16 protein-coding genes and 1 tRNA gene are annotated in these 20,642 nt (G+C 44.9%); 12 read left to right on the plus strand and 5 right to left on the minus strand.

Annotated elements, in window-relative coordinates; all coding sequences use genetic code 11:
• Positions 1-78 precede the first annotated feature (78 nt).
• Positions 79-2,397, minus strand: coding sequence for an alpha/beta hydrolase (locus RIG61_02480; GenBank protein ID MEQ9618022.1), 2,319 nt, complete (start codon positions 2,395-2,397; stop codon positions 79-81).
• Positions 2,398-2,777: 380 nt separating this feature from the next.
• Here RIG61_02480 and RIG61_02485 point away from each other — a divergent pair, with 380 nt between their 5' ends.
• The 4 genes from RIG61_02485 (at position 2,778) to RIG61_02500 (ending at position 5,086) form a co-directional block, all read left to right on the plus strand.
• A complete protein-coding gene (locus tag RIG61_02485) occupies positions 2,778-3,509 on the plus strand; it encodes a methyltransferase domain-containing protein (GenBank protein MEQ9618023.1) in 732 nt (243 codons plus the stop codon).
• Between the two features lie 231 nt (positions 3,510-3,740).
• Positions 3,741-4,445, plus strand: coding sequence for an FkbM family methyltransferase (locus RIG61_02490; protein ID MEQ9618024.1), 705 nt, complete (start codon positions 3,741-3,743; stop codon positions 4,443-4,445).
• Positions 4,446-4,602: 157 nt separating this feature from the next.
• On the plus strand, positions 4,603-4,749 hold the full coding sequence (locus tag RIG61_02495) for a hypothetical protein (protein MEQ9618025.1): 147 nt from the start codon (positions 4,603-4,605) through the stop codon (positions 4,747-4,749).
• Positions 4,750-5,008: 259 nt separating this feature from the next.
• Positions 5,009-5,086, plus strand: a tRNA-Pro gene (locus RIG61_02500).
• Between the two features lie 169 nt (positions 5,087-5,255).
• Here the strand turns inward: RIG61_02500 and RIG61_02505 are convergent.
• Complete coding sequence (locus RIG61_02505; protein ID MEQ9618026.1) at positions 5,256-6,809, minus strand: PAS domain-containing protein; 1,554 nt, start codon at positions 6,807-6,809, stop codon at positions 5,256-5,258.
• 447 nt (positions 6,810-7,256) lie between these two features.
• On the opposite strand from RIG61_02505, the gene RIG61_02510 reads away from it, so the two are divergent.
• From RIG61_02510 to RIG61_02535, 6 genes are all read left to right on the plus strand, one after another.
• A complete protein-coding gene (locus RIG61_02510; GenBank protein ID MEQ9618027.1) occupies positions 7,257-7,769 on the plus strand; it encodes a cupin domain-containing protein in 513 nt (170 codons plus the stop codon).
• Between the two features lie 387 nt (positions 7,770-8,156).
• The gene (locus tag RIG61_02515; GenBank protein ID MEQ9618028.1) at positions 8,157-8,783 is read left to right on the plus strand and encodes a tetratricopeptide repeat protein; all 627 of its coding nucleotides are present in this window, start codon (positions 8,157-8,159) and stop codon (positions 8,781-8,783) included.
• 29 nt (positions 8,784-8,812) lie between these two features.
• Complete coding sequence (locus tag RIG61_02520) at positions 8,813-9,049, plus strand: DUF2188 domain-containing protein (GenBank protein MEQ9618029.1); 237 nt, start codon at positions 8,813-8,815, stop codon at positions 9,047-9,049.
• A gap of 654 nt (positions 9,050-9,703) precedes the next feature.
• Positions 9,704-10,195, plus strand: a complete 492-nt coding sequence (locus tag RIG61_02525; protein MEQ9618030.1) for a ferritin-like domain-containing protein — start codon at positions 9,704-9,706, stop codon at positions 10,193-10,195.
• A 3-nt stretch (positions 10,196-10,198) separates the two neighbouring features.
• Positions 10,199-11,245: a glycosyltransferase family 4 protein gene (locus RIG61_02530; protein MEQ9618031.1), complete on the plus strand. Its 1,047-nt coding sequence runs from the start codon at positions 10,199-10,201 to the stop codon at positions 11,243-11,245.
• A gap of 156 nt (positions 11,246-11,401) precedes the next feature.
• Positions 11,402-13,540 carry an amylo-alpha-1,6-glucosidase gene (locus RIG61_02535; protein MEQ9618032.1) on the plus strand — a complete coding sequence of 713 codons (2,139 nt, stop codon included), beginning with the start codon at positions 11,402-11,404 and terminating at the stop codon, positions 13,538-13,540.
• A gap of 190 nt (positions 13,541-13,730) precedes the next feature.
• On the opposite strand, the gene RIG61_02540 is transcribed toward RIG61_02535, so the two are convergent.
• Entirely contained in the window at positions 13,731-13,991 is a 261-nt protein-coding gene (locus RIG61_02540; GenBank protein MEQ9618033.1) for a hypothetical protein, read from the minus strand.
• Between the two features lie 226 nt (positions 13,992-14,217).
• The gene (locus RIG61_02545) at positions 14,218-15,372 is read right to left on the minus strand and encodes a sigma-70 family RNA polymerase sigma factor (GenBank protein MEQ9618034.1); all 1,155 of its coding nucleotides are present in this window, start codon (positions 15,370-15,372) and stop codon (positions 14,218-14,220) included.
• A gap of 560 nt (positions 15,373-15,932) precedes the next feature.
• Here RIG61_02545 and recG point away from each other — a divergent pair.
• Entirely contained in the window at positions 15,933-18,464 is a 2,532-nt protein-coding gene (gene recG / locus RIG61_02550) for an ATP-dependent DNA helicase RecG (GenBank protein MEQ9618035.1), read from the plus strand.
• A gap of 139 nt (positions 18,465-18,603) precedes the next feature.
• Entirely contained in the window at positions 18,604-19,320 is a 717-nt protein-coding gene (locus tag RIG61_02555; protein MEQ9618036.1) for a glycosyltransferase family 2 protein, read from the plus strand.
• Between the two features lie 13 nt (positions 19,321-19,333).
• Here RIG61_02555 and odhB read toward each other — a convergent pair whose 3' ends face one another.
• Positions 19,334-20,638: a 2-oxoglutarate dehydrogenase complex dihydrolipoyllysine-residue succinyltransferase gene (odhB, locus tag RIG61_02560; GenBank protein MEQ9618037.1), complete on the minus strand. Its 1,305-nt coding sequence runs from the start codon at positions 20,636-20,638 to the stop codon at positions 19,334-19,336.
• Positions 20,639-20,642 lie beyond the last annotated feature (4 nt).

Raw genomic sequence — 20,642 nt, forward strand, 5'->3', positions numbered from 1 at the left:
GCTTGACTATAGGTGAGAAGCACGCCGGCTAAAGATCCTACCGAAAGCCAACTATTAACCCCATAACCTTATCGTTTATTACTGGCTGCCCGGTATGCTCCACTGTTTCAAACTGCTCCACATAGAATCTGATATACTCTCCGGATAAAAGCCCAGGCATTTTTTGTATAACGATGGGGTATCAAAAAGAGAATATGTATTCTTGGCGCACGTCAGGCCATAAAAACCGTCGGGCTTTTGGTTATAAAGCGCTGTCCCGATTAATTTGCGGTTCTTGTTTGTGCTTGCGTTATATCCGCTGGTAATGGCTGAGAGGCTTGCGTTGAAGTAATCGAGCTGTGTTGTGCTGTTCGGGTTATTATAGCGCTGGCATTGGGATAAATAATAATCGAGCGGATTTTTCCCGTTCGGCGGGGCGGCAAGAAACTGGTTCAGGATGTTTACAGGCAGACTGCTCATGCTGCACCCGACCGGTGTTTCGCTTAGCATCGGGTCAATGCCATTCGGGAAATTAGTATTATAGACATTCAAGTGTTCCCATAGAGTAGTTGTGGCTGCCGCGGGCGTGACGAATAAAACGGGTATATCCTTCCCAAAACCTCCGAAATAGGCTTCAACCGCATTGTTTGAGGTGTGTTGTTGATATGTGCTGACAGACAACGGCTCATACGGGGCCGAGGGATTCAATCCGTAATCGTATAAGGCAACTAATGCGATAATATTATTGTATTGGGTGCTGATCGGAGCAAGCTGCTGGAGTTTCGGATCAAAAATTGCGATATATTTACCTTCGGCCGATAGTTGCTTGGCAAGCTCTCCGATGAATACCGTTGTTGCGTTCTCCGACAGGGTCGGGCTTTCCAGATCAAATGCAACGCCGTCCGCGTTCGGATCATTGTTGATGGTGTCTGCGATATCGTCGGCCAGCTTGATTAATGTACCCATACTCGCGTTATTAATTTCATCTGCGCTTCCGTTTATCATTGGCAACACAATTCTATTCTCACCGTCTTTAGATTGGTTCTTATAAATGTTTGTAACCGTTGCTCCCGGTAAACAGGTACCAAGCTCGGGGAGACTCAGCACAGACTCTTTAATTAGAGGCAGGGATAAGTAATTAAGCACAGAATTGCCCGGGTCAGAGGGGCAAGCTGTGTCGGCGGTCATCAAGCTGCCGTTAGGCAGATTATTTATGCTGGCGAAATCCGCCAGGATATAGAAATTCTGCCCGCTTGCATCATAGCTTGTTTCCAGCGTCTGCAGTAGTGTTGAGGTGCAGGAGCCTCCGCTGTCGCAGGTGATATCCTGCGCGACGTCATCGACAATAACACCGTTGCCGGTCGGTATTGAATTCGTCACATTCGCGCCTACAAATGAGATTACGTCCTCCGCGCTCACATCGAGGGTCCCGGCGTCATGCTCCCCGCCTTCGGTGATAGATACTTCGTGCGGCACGCCCGCGCTGTTCAGAGCATTGTCCATATCGAGCGTCTGCTGCCAGGGCACGGTGCAATCGGCAGTCCCGCTTGCGAGAAACATGGGAGGGTCCGTAAAATCCACATGTGTCGCGGGGCTCGCTTCGGAGAGGTCCGTCTGGTCGCATCCGCTTAACGGGTCGAAAGGATCATCGGGAAGCGGACAGTCGAGTAAGAACCATACAGGAATTGGGTTAAGCTCAATGCCGCAGCCTGCCGTGGTGAGCGCTTCGATTCCTTGCGCTACTATTGTGTTCAGCTCGTATGGGCCGTAAAACAATACGGCTCCCGCCACATCGCTTGAGACTCCGGGATTAACCGGCCCTTCAAGCCCGGCCATCCCGCTCGATGATGCAATCATCGCTGCAAGGTGCGCCCCCGCCGACTCCCCGGCGACAATTATCAGATTGGGGTCTATTCCCAGCCCGTCGGCATTTAATTTTAGCCACCTTATCGCCGATTTAACTTCATGAATTATTCCCGGCCACGGTTCGGCGTCCGCACCCGCAAGCCTGTATCCAACCGACACAAGGTGAAAGCCCGCCCCCTCTGCTATATCAAAAGCTATCTGAGGTATGTCTTCTTTCTCTCCCGTTACCCACCCCCCGCCGTGAAACCACACCAGCGCGGGTCTGGGAGAAGAACCCCCATCTGTAGATACACGTGACGCGCTTTGGGATGCGGGCTCCTCAATTCTATAGAAATCGAGCATCTGCCGCTCCGTCCCGCCGGCAACGTATGAAAATGTCTCGGGCGCGCTCGCGAGCATCCCGCCCGCCTCCACGATACTCCCGCTCGTAGTATCATCGCTCGAATTCTCGCTGTCACAGCCTGTCGTGCCCGCCGCCATACATAAACCTAATACCAGCATAATAAATAAAGCGGTATCTCTGGTCATCCATCTCGTTGTTCTGTCCTTCATCCGGTTCTCCCTGCGCAGTTATTATAAAGACGATAAACCCATTATACTGCAAGCTCTGGAAATAGGTAAACAGGCGAGATGGGAGCTTCCCGGCAAAATAACGTACTCACGCGGTGCGGAATAAGAAGCCGCGCTTCGACGAATCGCCGATAATTGCGGTATTAAAGTAAGCGGAGAGGATGCGGATGAGTACTACAGTAATCATGCTTCGCATTTAAACGCGTCTTGACATAAAGGGGAGCAGCACAAATCCATAATATCGGAATCCTGCTTCTCCTGTGCCAGTATCTCAAAAAGTCTCCTATACGGGATAAAATTCGATATAGTATTTAACATAGAGATTAAATCTTGTTGCGCATATACTTAGAGAGGACAATATTATGACGAGTACTAAATCTAAACTGGGAGAAGTTGGGCAGGGAATAAAAGCGGACAACGCAAGGTGGTCGTTTAGCGGAAAAACTGCGCAGAATTTTAGTGATCATGTGAGAAAGTCCGTTCCACTTTATGAAATAGGTCATGATCTTGTATGTAAGCTCAGCGACTTTTTCGTGAGGGACGATTCAGTCTGTTATGAGCTCGGCGTATCTGTTGGTGATCTAATAGCAAAATTAGCTCGGCATAACCATAAAAATAAAGCAAAATGGGTCGGCGTCGATTGTGAAAAAAATATGATAAGGGAGGCAGGCAAAAACACCTCCGGGCTCGAAAATGTAATGCTGGACTGCGCAGACATCAATTTATATGAATTCGAAAAATCCGATTTTATCGTATCGTATTATACAATTCAATTTGTACCCCCAAAATTAAGACAAGACCTGCTGAATAAAATATATGAGAGTCTCAATTGGGGAGGAGCGTTCGTCTGGTTTGAAAAGATTCGCGGTAGTGATGCGAGATTTCAGGATATTATGACTACGCTTTACAACGATTACAAACTTGAAAATAATTTCAGCACCGAAGAAATAATATCTAAAACCAGAAGTTTGAAAGGTGTGTTAGAGCCATTTTCGACTCAGGGAAATATCGACCTGCTGAAGAGAGCGGGATTTGTCGATATTCAGACCGTAATGACTTATATGTGCTTCCAGGGGTTTCTCGCGATAAAATAATCCGGTTTTTATATCTCTCTAACTATGCCGCTTGACATTTTAACCAATATTAAACGATCAGCTGCAGTATCAATCCTTGGGATTAGTAAATTAGTAAGAGAAAACCGTTTAATCAATGAAATACTTCAGATTACAGGCACTCGTTCGTTGTTAATCGGTTTAAGAGAAAGACTGATAGATAACATTAATGATATCTACTATGAGACCGATATCTATCAGACTCGCGTCAAAATGATCGACGGGACTGATGGAAACTTTTATTACAGAATAGCTATGAATGGGGATATAAGCGAACCCCCTGTCGTTAGGATGATTAATTCTTTATTAAACGAGTTTGATTCGCCTACCTTTGTTGATATTGGAGCACATATTGGTTACTACACAATATATGTGGGCAATCTGGTGGGCGGTCGTGGCTCGGTAGTTGCGATCGAACCTAACAAAAGATATTTCGCCACTTTAAAAAAGAATATCGAAATTAACGGTATTGAGGGAAGAACAAAAGCTTATAATATGGCGCTTTCCGACAAAATAGGAAAAGCAAACATGGGAGGTGAGGGGGGTAGATATTTCACTCAATCGGACACAGGTAACGTAGAAGTCATATCATTTGATGAATTATGCGAAAACGAGAACATCAAACCCGATATAGTTAAAATCGATGTATATGGCGCGGAGGTCAATGTTCTTTTAGGTATGACCAAAACACTCAGCCGCTATGTAAAACACATGTTTCTTGAGACCCACCGAACCGATTTAATGCACGGGTTCGATATTTATGACGTACTTAAAATCCTGAAAGACTACAACCTGGAAGTTTTCGAAATAACCGACTTTCGTGAAGAGCATGGCGGGAAATTAGTTCCCGTGAGTAATGATACTTTCAGAGATTTTAAAGAGTATTATGACCGAATGTTGTATATCAGGCGCGCATGAAAATCCTATAATCGGCTCACTCACCTTTGAATTAAAAAACATAGGGCGGCTCCATATGAGAAATTCGTCTGACTCTGTAAGTTTCTTAAACCTAGCTTTAGAAAAGGGGGAGCAATACAAGAGAGAATGGTTTATACTTTATAAAGAGGTATGAATAATGTCTGCAAAAAAAGCTTTTCTCACATACCTGGGCAATAGAAAATGGAGAAAGGTTAGAAGTTCAAAGGCTCCTGCGGGAAGAAAATACCTGAAATATGTCGGGAAAAGGAAATGGAAAAAAGTTAGCGCTGCTGTTGGAAAATAGCGGTTTTATCTGCTGTCAACGATAAATTTGTCTTTCTTTGATATAAGCTTAATACTTTCTTGTGAATACAGACGTGCGTTGTATTCCACTCGCATATAACCTCTCTGACGAACTTACGCTCATTATCTATATCTGAAGGGGATGCAATCATAATTTTTATTAAAGTTGCCTGGATTGCCATAATACCTCCTTCCGCATACAAAGCCTCAAGCTGATACACCTTGCATCGGTATAAAAATATAGTAGATTTAATACTCTTCGGGGTGTAGCTCAGATTGGCTAGAGCGTTGCGTTCGGGACGCAGAGGCCGCCGGTTCAAGTCCGGCCACCCCGACCACTTATATCTTTATGCCGTATTCAAACCGAAGGAGAACTACTATATTCTGTAAGGAACTCTATTTTCAGTTCGAACATTTGCTCCGGCCAAGTATTGTAATCGGAAGTTTTTAACTCTTTCGGATTTTCGAGTTATGAATTAAATCTTAATCAGTTATTTGAGTTGAGATTCATAATTTAAACAGTAATTTGAATTTAGTGCCCTTTTTGGTTTTTACAGTTTGAATCGACCCGCCTATCTGCTTAGTAAATATTTCTACAAGATCTAAACCTATACTCGCCGTCTGTTTATTATCTTTTTTATCTATGATACCTATTCCGTTATCATATATTGTGATGTATGCGTACTCTTCGTCTTTTTTCTTCATTGTCAGCTTGATTATTTCCTTGTCTTGTTTCGGGAAAGCATGGCGAAAAGCGTTAGTTAATAGTTCAGTTATGATTAAACCTAAGTATTGGGCTTTTTCGGCGCTAACTTCTAATTTGTCCAGATTAAATATAATATCTATTCTATTATCTTCACCTACAAAACTTTCTGATAGGTTAAGTCCTAAATTCTTGATGTAATCGGAGAGATTAACCTTTTCCTGATTTTCCTGTTGATATAAATTTCGATGTAATTGAGCTATGCTAAATATGCGGTCTTGGCTGTTTTTTAAAATATCCAATGCCGATTCATCGGATATCTCATGCATTTCGTGCTCTATTAAATCGGAAACCATTTGGAGACTGTTTTTAACTCGATGGTGAATTTCCCTAATATAAGATTTATTATCTTCAGCTGAGTCTTTTAATACTTTTTCAGATTTCTTTCGGTCGGAAATATCTGCAGAAATTCCAAATATGCCAATTACTTCGCCATCTTTATCGTATAACGGTCCCTTCGTGGTAGTGAAAGAGTGTTTTTTGCCGTTGATTTTTAAAATCTTTTCTGTTTCTGTTGTTCGGTTAGTATCCATCACTTGCTCATCAGCTTTTTTAATCTCTTTACACTCTTTTTTGGTAAAGTGTTCTTCACACGTAGTGTTCAAAATCTGACTTACTCTTTTCTCTAAAAGTGCGGCTCCAGCTTTGTTGATAAAAACATACTCACCCTTTAAATTCTTTACATAAACTGCTTCTTCCATTCCCTCGATAATATTGTTTGTAAAGTTATTATTTCCATGCCGGCTCGATTGAATATTACTTTTGTCTAAACTATTAATTGGTATGGGTATTTCTTCGGAAGAAGAGACTGTTTCTTTTCTCTTTTGTGCTGTTATATCAATGTGTGAGATAGCGACGCTGCCTTTGCCTGATTTTATGGCATTAGCCTTCATAATAAACCAGCGTTCATGTCTGGGACTATGACAGGCATACTCCAGTTCAAATTTGTCTTTATTGCCTTCTATAATCGATTTAATTCCCCTATGAGCTGTCAATGCGTAATCTTTTTCATCGCCTATAACTTTTTTGCATATTTCCAGATAATTTTTATTCAAATAGTTATAGCTTGCGGGCTGGCCGTTCAGTAATGAGAAATTTTCCCACGCCTTATTGACGAATATAATATTTCCCTTATTGTCTAATACCGCTATATTGACCTGAACAGAATCGAGAATATCGAAATAAATGCTATGGTTTAATTCAGGTGTATAACTGGGATTTGTTATACCGGCGGTTATTTTTTCGTCCTTTTTCGGGAACTTAAGTAAGGCTGCGTTGCTGGTATCATTGCTGTTCATAACTATCCCCTCCCCTTTAGAAGATAATTACTATTATGCAGACGATATATAGAATTAATGTTTGATGTTACGATAATAATAAATCGATATTTGTCAAGACGAAGCAAGTACGAAGCCTATAAAGAATGATCAGTTCATGTTCTGTTAATCATTGCAAATACCACATAAACACTTAGTCCTGATCCTGATCCTTATCAAAACTCACCCTCAGTGTGCTGCTCCCCTTGTGTCAAGCTCTGTTTAAGTTGAAAATCTGGAAATACAGTAACACACACTATGAGGCTTTGAGAAACTTAATCATGCGTTTTGAAGTATAAAGGCTTTCTAATTAAAGGCAGAAATTTGGGATTAAGTATCTTGTTGACAGTAGGATGTTATTTGCGATAATATTGCGTTAGTGCATAAAGTGGTTTAAGGAGTAGCCGGGAGATCAAAGGAGGGAGTCGTATGAAATTCTTATCCAGTAGAGTAGCGTTACTACTTATACTTTGCGTAAGCCTAATTAGCTGGTCTGCTGTACAAGCGGAGCAGGAGAAGGAAATGAAACCTGACTCTAGTCAGCCAGCGATGATCATGACTTTACCATCAGACATCACTTGGACCGATGTTCCACCAGCATTACCGCCGGGCGCAAAGATCGCTGTGTTAGAAGGAGACCCACACAATCCTGGACCATACACACTTCGCCTCAAAATGCCTGCAAATTATAAGATTCCAGCGCATTGGCACACAATGGTTGAGCGTGTATCCGTTATCTCAGGCACTATGAATGCGGGAATGGGAGACAAGCTTGATATTGCGCAAGGAAAGGCGTTTCCTGCCGGAAGTTTCGTTTTCATACCCGCAAAAATGAACCATTTTGCCTGGGCTGATGAGGAAACAATCATTCAGATTAACGGGGATGGTCCATTTGATATAAATTACATTAATCCCGCGGACGACCCAAGAAATACGAAATAGAATAGAAACATACGTCGAAGATTGAATCGCCTAACTCGGTCTTGCTACGCCCCCGGAGTATGAAATGATACTAACTTAACACCGGATCCGGCAAGTCAATCAACAGGCCTAGGTAGCGCTTGTTGTCTTCACTATAGTCTTTAGCCGTACTAAGTCTACTGCTCCCCTCATTAACCTCCAATATATTTTGTATAAATTTGTACAGCCTTAACTGTTCAAAGTATGCATCTGCTCTCTTGCTTCAACCAATCATATCTTCGTACCTGTCTGAAATTATTGCAAATCTATATTTCACAACCAATTGGTACAAATATTGCGCAATGCCATTACGTGTAGTTATTACAGTGAGTAATTGTTTTGAGAGAGATTAAGGGGGTATTAACTGAAATGAGAATTTTATTTAAGACTTTTTTCATAATTCTGTCTCTAGGCCTTGCGGGCTGTATGACCGGCACCTACAGCATGGAAGAGTTACATAAGAATCAGTTCCGAATAGAGGCGAAGGTTGATAAATTAGCGGAGGAGATTGAGGCGTCCGAAGCTCGTGATGACCGGGTACAAGAGCGGATAGCCGGTATCGAGGAGTTGCTTGAACAACATGAGGAGCTGCTTTCCGTACATGGCGGCCCTAAAATCGTAAGTCGCGAGAACGGAGCGCTTTGGGGGTCGCTCAAGAATAGTGATCATCTGAAAGCGCAGGAAAAAAAACAAAGCGCAAAACAGCAGTTTGCTAAAATAGATTCGATTCACTCTCCTGACGAATTGTACTCCGCTGCGGAAAGTTTCTTCGACAGAGGTAATTATAAGTACGCGATCCTGACGTATCAGGAATTCATAAATAAGCACCCGGGCGACTCCCGGGTTCCGAGAGCCAATTTAAAACAGGGTTATGCCCTGATTAAGATCGGCAGGAGGAAAGAGGCGCAATATTTTCTTGAAACGATAGTCGTCAAATTCCCGAAGTCCTCGGAAGCGCAGATAGCAAGTAATAAGCTAACCGAATTAAGGAGATAAGATTCAAGAAATGGTAGTAGGGGGTTTTTATGTCCACACGGAACACTTATCACGTGCTGCTCGATCACTCATCAGGCAAATGGAGGATCGTTCTGGCAAAGTCCCGAAATGCACCTGCAGCTTTGGTTGTCAAAGAAGAGGCTATTCAGAAAGCGCGAGAGCTGGCGGAAACTAACATGCCGAGCCTGGTCATAGTGCATAACACTGATGGGACGGTTCAAACAAAATATATATACGAAGATGATCCGTTTAGTTATGATGGCTGATGCTTTTACGGATAACGAGTTCAATATAGATAAGGAAAAAATTGAAACGAGTGAGGTAACGTTCGGCAGGTAGGACTGGAAATCATAAAAAGTGTGGGAGTCTGCCGCAATTATAAAAAGTTGCGGGAATAAGCAAGAGAAAATAAGGATCGAGTAATGATCGATAAATTACGCGTGTGTCCGAATTGCGAAATGCCGGAAGCTATGTGGAGCGAGCATTAAGCTATGTGGAGCGAGCATTACTATCGGGAGCAAAAGACTTACTGCTGTAAGGAGTGTGCGGAATCTGGCTTCTGTAATTGTTTTGCAGGGGGCGTGGAAGGAGTCGATGAACACTCCTTATTCAGTTGTCCCAAAAATTCCGGGAGCCGGAAAGAATCTGCCGAGCAAGTCTTAAGAAATCTGTTTATAAAGCTTGAATGCCCGCCTCCGCCTGATGCGGATGACAGCAGCGATTAGAAGTAAGTTATTTGTGTTCACCAATTAACATTTCAACTGCATGTATATCAACATGTATTTTTATCGGCAAATATATTGTTTAAAAGATCGTGTGATTTGAATAAATTATGAAACCCCGTTCACTTTAAACTTCTGGCACTAATATTGCTAAAGTAACAAGTAACTATAACTCAAAAGGAGAGTACGACCATGGAAATGGAAACATTAAAAGATTTATTTATAGATCAGTTAGAGGATATATATTACGCGGAAAATCAGATTGTCGATGCGCTGCCCAAAATGATAGAAGCGGCTTCATCATCGGAGCTCAAAGAGGCCTTTGAGAAACACCTGGATGAGACCAAAGGGCAAATTGAGCGTTTAGAAAAGGTATTCGACATTCTCGATTTGGAGCCTGAGAAGAAAAAGTGTGAAGCCATAGAGGGAATAATCGATGAAGGAGAGGAATTGATAGAGATGAAGGATGAAATAGATCCCGATGTATTGGATGCCGGCCTCATCGCGTCCGCCCAGAGAGTTGAGCATTATGAGATTGCGGTATACGGGACGATAAGAAGGTTCGCCAAGAGAATCGGTGAAGAAGAAGCCGCGGATCTGCTCACTCAGAATCTGGATCAGGAATACGACGCGGATCAGAAGTTAACCAGAATTGCCGAAGACACGGTTAATAAAGAGGCAGCGGAATAAGAAATGAAAATAGCTCAGGTTGCGCCTTTGGCTGAAAGCGTGCCGCCTAGACTTTACGGCGGCACGGAGAGAGTCGTTTCATATTTGACAGAAGAACTTATCAAACAGGGCCATGAGGTTACTTTATTCGCCAGCGGCGACTCCGTAACCAGCGCAAGGCTGGTGAGTCCCGTAGATGAGTGTATCAGACTAAGTAAAACCTACCTTAACTCTATTCCGCATGAATATATAATGAACGAGATGATATCGAGAGAGTCGGGTAATTTCGATATCATTCACTTTCATACCGATTATATTCATTTTCCGGTGTCGAGGCGTGAAAAATATGCTCATCTTACGACCCTTCACGGCAGGCTGGACCTTCCCGAGCTAAAAAATATATATAGCGAATTTAATGAGATTCCCGTAGTTTCCATATCTTATGATCAACGAAGCTATTTGCCTCAAGCTAATTGGATAGGTAATGCGTATCATGGTCTACCGACCAAACTATACAATCTCAACGGAGATGAAGGTAAATATCTGGCATTTCTGGGAAGAATTTCACCTGAGAAAAGACCGGACAGGGCAATCAGAATTGCCCGATTAACCGGCATCCCGCTAAAAATAGCGGCCAAAGTGGATAGTGTGGATACAGATTACTATGAAAGTGTAATTGAGCCCATGCTGGACAACCCCCTCGTGGAATTTATCGGGGAGATCGGCGAGGACGAGAAGAATGATTTTTTAGGGAATGCGCTGGCGCTGCTGTTTCCTATTGACTGGCCCGAGCCATTCGGCCTCGCAATGATTGAATCAATGGCCTGCGGGACACCGGTTATTGCCTTTAATTGCGGGTCAGTTCCCGAGGTAGTAGATGACGGTAAAACCGGGTTTATTGTGAATAATATGCGAGAAGCGGTGGAAGCTGTGTATAAAATACAATCGCTCTCAAGGAGTAAAATCAGAGAAACTTTTGAATCCCGCTTTTCAGCCGCTAAAATGGCCGGAGACTATTCACTCTTGTATAAAAAAATATTGAAGAACTCCATGATTCAGGAAGTAGCGTAAAAACTAAATTCCGTCGAGATTAATCCATCACCGTATCCATATTCATAATATGTTGACTTTAAAATCTTAAAGTCTTAAATTTAAGACAGAACCTTATTTTTTCTTCTCTACTCAAAATATAATGTTGATTGGGGGTCAGAACCAATTAATCAGGAAATATATGCTGCTAATGCCTCTCCCTTGCATAATCAAACGCGTACCCTGAAACATGGAGACACTTTTGCCGTTTTTAACTTATGGGGCGACGTATCCAATTACGATCGGAGTTATCAAGGTATCTACCATCAGGGGACAAGATATTTATCGCATCTCGAACTCCAGGTCGAGGACAAAATTCCTCAATTATTAAATTCCACTATAACCTATAACAACGAAAAGTTATTGGTTGATATTACCAACCAGAAATATAAAAAAAATCAAACAGTTATTGAATCCAACAGTTTATATATCTCACGGTCAAAATTCATCTGGAAAGGGGTGTGTCGTGAGCTCATACGCATTACAAATTTCGGATTACATGCCGTTGAATTCAATATGTCGATCAGATTTGAGGCGGACTTCTCCGACATTTTTGAAGTCCGGGGTGCGAGAAGGGACTCCAGAGGCAGGCAGCGCCCGGTAATTAAAAATTCGGATTCTATTTCGTTCGTTTATGAAGGGCTTGACAATAAAACCCGTGCAACCAACATAAAATTATCTCCCGAGCCTAATCACATTCATGACTCAATTGCATTTTACAACTGGAAGCTGGAGCCGGGCCATTCCGAAAATTTATATATAGCTATTTCCTGTAACGGATTATCTAATAATAAAATCGATGATTTGATGTCCGCCCATAGTAATGCCTGGACGGAAACTACTAAAGACCTAGAGTTGTATGAACAGTCGAGGTGTCATTTAACAACTTCCAATGAGCAATTTAACAACCTGCTTAACCGATCTTTTGCGGATCTCCACATTATGTTGACCCCAACAGAGTCCGGTATATACCCATACGCCGGTGTCCCGTGGTATGCGACAGTTTTTGGCAGAGACGGTATTATCACAGCTCTGCAGACTTTGTGGATCAAGCCTGATATAGCAAAGGGCGTACTATCCAAATTAGCTGATACCCAGGCTACCGAGATTGATAGCAAGAAGGATTCACAGCCGGGAAAGATATTACATGAAATGAGAGACGGTGAGATGGCGCAGCTGGGTGAAATCCCTTTCAAGGAATATTACGGTTCCATAGATTCAACCCCTCTCTTTATAATATTGGCGGGTTCTTATTTCGAGCAGACGGGTGATATAGATTTTATCAGAACAATATGGCCGAATATTCAGAACGCGCTTGACTGGATAAATGAATATGGCGATATAGATCGAGACGGTTTTGTGGAATATATGTCAAGCTCGGAGAACGGTCTCAGAAATCAGGGTTGGAAAGACTCCCATGATTCGATTTTTAATGAACACGGCAAGTTGGCGGAAGGTCCGATCGCGCTTAGTGAAGTACAGGGATATGTCTACGATGCCAGGATTAAAGCCGGTAAAATTGCAGAAGCGCTGGGTCATTCAACTTTATCGAAATCTTTAATGCATGAAGCTGAACAACTTAAAATTAAATTCAATAATGTTTTTTGGCAGGATGAGTCCGCAACCTATGCATTGGCGTTGGATGGGAATAAATCACCATGCCGGGTCGTCTCTTCAAATCCGGGTCACTGTCTGTTCACTGAAATCGCCGATAATAATAAGGCTTCGCGGCTGGTTGAAGCGTTAATGAAAGAAGATATGTTTACAAAATGGGGCATAAGAACTCTATCGTCCAATGAAGTACGCTATAACCCGATGTCGTATCATAATGGGTCTATATGGCCGCACGACAACTCCATTATTGCTGGCGGATTCGCAAAATATGGATATAAGGATTACGTTATAGATATATTGACTGCGTTCTTTAGAGCCTCTGCCTTCATGGAGCTCCATAGGCTGCCTGAGCTTTACTGTGGATTTAACAAGAAAATAGAAGAAGGTCCGACTTTGTACCCTGTCGCGTGCTCACCTCAGGCCTGGGCGATTGGCTCGATATTTTTGTTATTGCAGGCCTGCTTGGGTATATCGATTGACGGGGTGAGAAAAGAGCTTAAGTTCTCCAAGCCTGTTTTACCGTCGTTTCTGGATCGGCTTAAGATTCAAAATTTGTCGGTTGGTGACGGTTTTGTTGATTTGGAAATCAGAAAATACTCTACTGACGTGGGAATAAATATTTTGAAAAAACCCGGATCGGTTACCATACTGGTAAATAAGTAATTGCCGCCTGACATAAAGCTAACATTTAATTAATCTATCTAACTTCCCCGTGATTGTTATAAATTTCATAAAACTCTTGGTGTTAGCTTTCGGAATTCCTTTTCAGTTATATAGAGTTTGGAATGAAACTCTTGGATAAAAAAAGGGGAGCGGCTGCTCCCCTCTATAGTTTTAAAACTATAGTGATTTCTTACGGAGTAGGTGCTTCTTCGTCTTCATCTACACCTTCGCCGCCCGGCATTACAGCTGAATCCTCAGCTTCGCCCGTGTCAGCATCCGCTGCATCTTCGTCTCCGGCGGCTTCATCGTCCATATCTCCGCCCGGCATCTCTCCTGCATCTCCTTCCTCATGAGTCTCCGCGATTGCGGACTGGCTGCCGATAAAAGTGCTTCCACCGAATGAAAGCCCCATTACCAACATAAGCGCAAACAAAATAGAAAATACTCTCATGTCTTCAAACCCTCCTGAATATTATTTACCGTCCGGTTTACCCGGTCGGCATGTATTTATAGTGCAATTATTGTACCATTAAGCGTGTTCGGAAATAATTCAATCATATCAATAGGATACGATAAGTATGTGCCGGCAGTAGGTAAAAATTTGTTAAAATTGCGTAATAACACACATTGACGGTTGTGTATTATCACACAATTGCAGGGTTAAAGTAATAAAATTTCTATCTGCGGAAATTTCTCAGGGACTCTTTCATCTTAGAGACGGAAAGCTTCCTCAAGGCCTTTTTCTCAATCTGCCTTATTCTTTCTCTCGTAAGCTTGAATTTCTTCCCTATATCGTCGAGTGTTACGGTATCGCTTCTGTCTATGCCGAATCTCATTCTCAGGACTTCTTCTTCCTTTGCGGATAGCAGGGACAGGGAATTTCGAACGCTTTGCTTTAATTCATGATCTACGACTATGTAATCCGGTGAAATGGAGTCCTCGTTCTCGATGAAATCATAGAGCGTCCTTTTTTCACCGTCTACCGGTGAATCCAGGCTTACGGAGTCGCCGGTGATTTTTAATATTCGTTTAACATATTTAATTGAAACACCCGAGTGCTCGGAAATCTGTTCCGGGGTGGGGTTTTTGCCCGACTCCTTTAATATGACGGACCTGCTTCTGTAAACCCTGTTTGTCACTTCGAGCAAATATACAGGCACTCTGACGGCCCCTCTGTGGACCAGAATCGCCCTGGTTATTGATTGATATATCCACCACGACGCATAGGTCGAAAATCTGTAGCCCTTTGTGTGATCGTATCTTTCAATCGCCCTCATCAGTCCGATGTTGCCCTCCTGGATGAGATCCAGAAACGGGAGGCCATGATTAACATATCGTTTGGCAATGCTTATTACCAGACGGAGGTTGGCGCTTGCAAATCTCTGTTTTAACTTCTTTGCTCTTATCGAATAAGCTCTGAGTGAAGCGTTTAGCCTGTCTTCATTTTTCTTTTGATACGGGTTCCCATTCTTCCGGCTATTTCCGTTTTTTGAATTTGCGTGGAAAGAATCAAGCAAGTCCCTGATTTGCTCCATTTTGTACTCGCATTTCTTGATTTTCGCCGGGATCTCAACCTCTTCCCTCCGGGTCAGTAACTGCTCTTTAGAAATATCTCTGAAGTAATCGTTGAGTATCCGGAACTGTTCATCCGGTATTTTATCATGTCTCGGTTTACGCGAAATCTCCGGTCCCTCATTCGTTAAGTCGGATATATTTTCTTCAAAATCGAAGTCCGTATCGTTTCCTGACTCCTGCGGATCGGCGTTCTCATCGAATTTTTCTGAAAAATTTTTAGCCCCAATCTCCATCGTATCCAGTTCGCTATATTTCATTTTCCCGCTCCTCGCTAATTTTGTATACCGGCAAGTAAGCTTTTAAATAAGAGATTACCGGCGACATGGTGATTTCAGCTCATGGATTCTTGCTCCCGCTTTTCTATAGGATTCTGAATGTGCAATATGTGTGCCATTTGGTTTGCAATTCCTTTTTGTATGTGATAACCGCCTCTTATATTAATTTAACTCTTCGATATATATTAAATACGGCCGCAGGTGTGTAAAAATACACTGTTGGTAGTGTATACATTTCACCCAGGTGGGAGGGCTTTTCGACGATATTCATTAATATGTCCGTTCTCTCGGAGAAGCGTGACGGAATCAAATGAGTCGCCGAGTGCTTCTCTCGGTGTGCGCTTTCAGTGGGGCCGCCTGACTGTACTAAATACGCCAAAATATCCCTGAGCCGGGGAAGAATTGCATTTCATTCTAGTCACGGGTGGATTGGAGTTTCAAACGTGTGCTAATCCGCGTTGACTGAATGAAATTCTTGCCGCCGGTTAAATCCTCAACCTTTAACTTGAATTTCATACCTAAGTCCCTGTAAAATCTTGTTAATGTCAAAAGGGCTGATTCAAATACTGGATGCGCTCGAAAAGCCGCTCAGATTCGCGTCAAAGAAAGACTTCTCGAACATCGATAAGGTGAAATCTTTAGACGAGCTCGTAAACGATCTGGCATTGAAGGCTCTATCGCTCCCTCTCTCCAAACACCAGTTGAGCGTCGTCAAATCTTTGATGGGATATTTCTCCGACTATAACAGCCTCGCAGTGGATGATAAAAAAAAGCTGATTGAGAAGGCGCTGGATATAGTGGAGGAGCTGAAAAGGGATAGTGGAATTGAAACCGGGAATTCGGGCAAGAGCGGGGATTCAGCTCGATATGAGCCGCCCGGGAAGAGTGCCGCAGCATCTCCGCCGATTACCGGACAGGTCCCGACCTCAAAGAGCGGGGACCTGGCAAATACACCCATTCAGTACGTCAGGGGAGTGGGTCCCAGAATAGCCTCGTTGCTGGAGAGGAAAGGAGTCAACGGCATCGAGGACGCGCTGTTTTACTTTCCGCGCAGATACGAGGACAGAAGGACGATAAAAAGTATATCCGGGCTCGCGCCGGGCGGACGTGAGACCGTGATGGGCAAAATTATGCTTGCGGGGAAGATAAGAACCAAGAGGAGCAAACTGTATCAGGTGGTAATCTCCGACGGCACGGGGACGATAACTCTAGTATGGTTCCAGTTTAATGAAAAATATCTCAGAACGGCTTATAGGAAAGGGTCGTCCGTGATATTGACCGGTGAGGTAAGCGTAGGGTACCGTGATGTGCTGCAGATAGTTCACCCTAGGCCCGAGGATATAGAGGTAATCGAGGAGGGGGAAGAAATAGACGAAGACAACGTGCATTTCAACCGCATCGTTCCCGTTTATCCCCTGACCGAGGGGATAAAGCAGAGGCGCATGAGGAGGATAATGAAATCGGTTGTCGACGGCTACAGCTTATCGATCCCTTCGGTGGTCCCGGAAAAATTAAAAAGAAAAAGGAGCGTTATCGATTTAAATGAGGCGGTGTCGAGGGTTCATTTCCCATGGAATGAGGATAAAGTAATAGACCTTGCGGACACACCCTCCGTTTACGAATCTTCCCCCCACAAGACGGTCTCTTACTATGAATTCCTGTTGATGGAGCTCGGTCTTGCGCTTAAGAAGCGGGACGTTTCTCAATCGCCCGGAATTTCATTTACCCCTACCGGCGAGTTGAGCGGGAAGCTCCTATCGAAGCTCTCATTCGATCTGACCCGCGCGCAGAGACGGGTGCTGTCCGAGATTGAGTCCGATATGAGGTCGGGGAGACCTATGAACAGGCTCCTTCAGGGGGATGTGGGGAGCGGAAAAACCATTGTCGCGCTCCTCTCGATACTCAAGGCCGTGGAGAGCGGATACCAGGCGGTCCTCATGGCACCGACTGAGATTCTCGCGGAGCAGCACCTGAATTCGGTGCTTGAGTATGTAAAGGGCATGGGTCTCGGGATGGTATTCCTGAAGAGCGGTCTGGCGAGGAGGGAGAAAAACGCCTACTATAAAGCTATCGCTTCAGGCGAAGCCCGGATCGCCATAGGAACTCACGCCCTTCTTCAGGAAAAGGTTGACTTCAGCAATCTGGGGCTCGTCGTAATAGACGAGCAGCACAGGTTCGGGGTTATGCAGAGGGCGGAGCTCATGAGCAAGGGAACTAACCCGGATGTCCTCGTAATGACCGCTACGCCTATCCCCCGCACGCTCGCCCTTACCGTGTACGGAGACCTTGACGTTTCAGTGCTCGACGAGCTTCCTCCCGGCAGAAAGAAGATAAGTACAAAGGTGTTCTTTGACCGGAAAGGTTCCCGCGAACGGGCCTATGAAATCGTAAGGAAGGAGATTGAAAAGGGCAGGCAGGCATACGTTGTCTACCCGATGATCGAAGAATCCGAAAGTCCTGACTTTAAGGATCTCAAGTACGCGACTCAAATGGCTGAAGAGCTTCAGAACGATGTATTCCCGGAACGCAGGGTCGGGCTTCTGCACGGAAAAATGAAGGCTGAGGAAAAAGATGCGGTTATGAAGAGATTCGTGTCCCGCCATATCGACATACTCGTTTCTACAACCGTGATAGAGGTCGGCGTCGATGTTCCGAACGCGACCGTCATGGTAATCGAGAACGCGGAGAGGTTCGGGCTTACTCAGCTTCATCAGTTGAGGGGGCGTATAGGGAGGGGAGGGCACGATTCTTCCTGTATCCTTATTTCGAGTTTCAGGAGGTCTGATGAAGCGGAGAAGAGGCTCTCAATTATGGAGAATACCACGGACGGTTTTGAGATTGCCGAGGCCGATCTCGCGATCAGGGGGCCGGGGGATTTTCTCGGGACCAAACAATCGGGACTTCCGGAATTCAGATTCGCCGACCTGATACGCGACGGAAAGATATTGAGAGAGGCAAGGGAGGACGCGTTTGAAATTGTGAAAGAAGACCCGGAGCTGAAAAGATATCCCGACCTTCTGGACGAGGTCAGGAAGAGGTTCGGAAGCGTATTCGATATTGCGGGCATTTCTTAGAACCGCCCGATTGCGGTCCCCGCTCAAAACACTTCGATTCCAGCTAAATCCGTAACGGGCCTGCAACTAATTCGGCACGAGTCAATCTAATATTTATATTGTCGCTTCATGTGAAATAATCTCTGCCGGACAGTGCGATATGAAACTCAGTGTGATAATTCCAGCGTTGAATGAAGAGGATTTCCTCCCTGACACTATCCGTATGCTGAGAGAAAATTCTGTAAGCCAAATCGGTAAAGAGATAATCGTTTCCGACTCGGGCTCGGATGACGGCACTCCCGAATTGGCCCTTCGGCTGGGCGCGAGGCTTGTCGAATCTAAGGACCGGGCTCGGGGTAGGGCTGTGGCGCTGAACAGGGGGGCGGGCGCCGCCACCGGAGATGTTTTTCTGTTCCTTGACGCCGATACAACGCCTCCTTACGGCTATGATGCTTGTATAGAGAGGGTTTTAAGCGATCCTGAAACGGTCGGAGGGGCATTCGAGTTCTCGCTAGACGGCGCGGAATTCGGACTTCGCGTCGTAGAGTTTCTCAACCGGATCAGATACAGATTAAGACAGCGGTATTACGGTGATCAGGGGATTTTTGTCCGCGCCGATGTATTCAGAAGGGTCGGAGGCTGTCCCGAAAGGCCCATCCTTGAAGCGGCGTATTTATGCAAGGCGCTCCGGAAGGAAGGGAAACTCAAACTTGTCGGACTCGGGATGAATACCTCCCCCCGCCGCTTCATCGAAGGGGGAATTTACCGGGTACTGGCAAAAGATATAAAAATATGGTTCCTGGACTTAATCGGATTTTCCGTGGACAATTTCGCCGACGACTACTGGAAAGAAAACCGGGTCAGGGCAAAGAAGTAGCGTCCTGATGCGCCTATCCCTCAAGCAGTAATGATTCCGGGTCCTCTATCAGCTCTTTTAGCTTCACAAGGAACTGCACGGCTTCGCGTCCGTCCACAATCCTGTGGTCATAGCTGAGCGCAACGTACATCATGGGGCGTATTTCCAGATCGCCGTTCATTACGACGGGACGTTCTTCGATCTTGTGAAGACCGAGAATACCCACCTGCGGCGGGTTCAGGATAGGCGTGCTCATTAACGAGCCGAAAACCCCCCCGTTCGTAATCGTAAAGGTCCCGCCCATAATCTCCTCAAGCGTGAGAGCGTTGTCTTCCGCTCTCTGGGCGTAGTCCTTGATCGTTTTCTCTATCTCAGCGAACGACATACTGTCCGCGTTTCTCAAAACGGGGACGACAAGCCCTTCGGTGGCTCCGATCGCTACCCCTATGTCGTAGTAGTATTTAACAATCATATCGTCGCCGTCAAGCTCGGCGTTTATCCGCGGGAACTGCTTCAGGGCTCCGATCGAGGCTTTGACGAAGAATGAGTTAAGCCCGAGTCCTACGCCGTATTTTTCCTTGAAGCCTTCCTTCCTGCGCTTCCTGAGCTCCATGACAGCGCTCATGTCAATTTCGTTGAAGGTGGTCAGCATGGCGGTCGACTGAGTGGCTTCCAGCATCCTCCGTGCAATGGTTCTGCGGCGCCTCGACATCTTGGTCCGCTCTTCCCTCGAATCCCTGGATATGTGAATGGTCGGAGCTTCCTCGGTCTTCACGACAGCGGGCGATTTACTCCGGGCGGGCTCGGCTTCAGGGGCTTTGGGCTCGGCGGTGTCCCGGGACTGTTTTTCCATATACAGCTGAACGTCCTCTTTGGTGATTCGGTCGCTTGGGCCCGTGCCTTCTACCTTGCTCAGATCAATCTTGTGTTCTTCGGCGATACGCCTTGCGACAGGCGTTACTTTTTCCTCCGGCGGCTCCGGCTCCGCCTCGGGTTTTTCTTTCACTTCTTCAGTCTCTTTTGCTTGTTTAGCTTCCTCGGTTTTCTCCGGTTTCTCCGCTTCTTCGGGGCTTTTCCCGGGCGCGGCTTTCTCCCCCGCTTCGCCTTCTTCGATCTCGCCAAGCACATCGCCGACTTCTACATCCTCACCGTCGCCCTTTGTTATGCTTGAAAGAGTCCCCTGTTTCTCGGCGGCTACTTCAAAATTCGCCTTTTCCGTCTCAAGCTCGACCAGGGCCTCTCCGATTTTGACCGGATCGCCCTCCGACTTGAACCATTTCACGACGGTTGCTTCGACAACTGATTCACCCAATTCGGGTACTGTTATTTTCGTAGACATATTG

The organism is Deltaproteobacteria bacterium, assembly GCA_040223695.1.
Taxonomy (GTDB): Bacteria; Desulfobacterota_D; UBA1144; order Nemesobacterales; family UBA2774; genus JAVKFU01.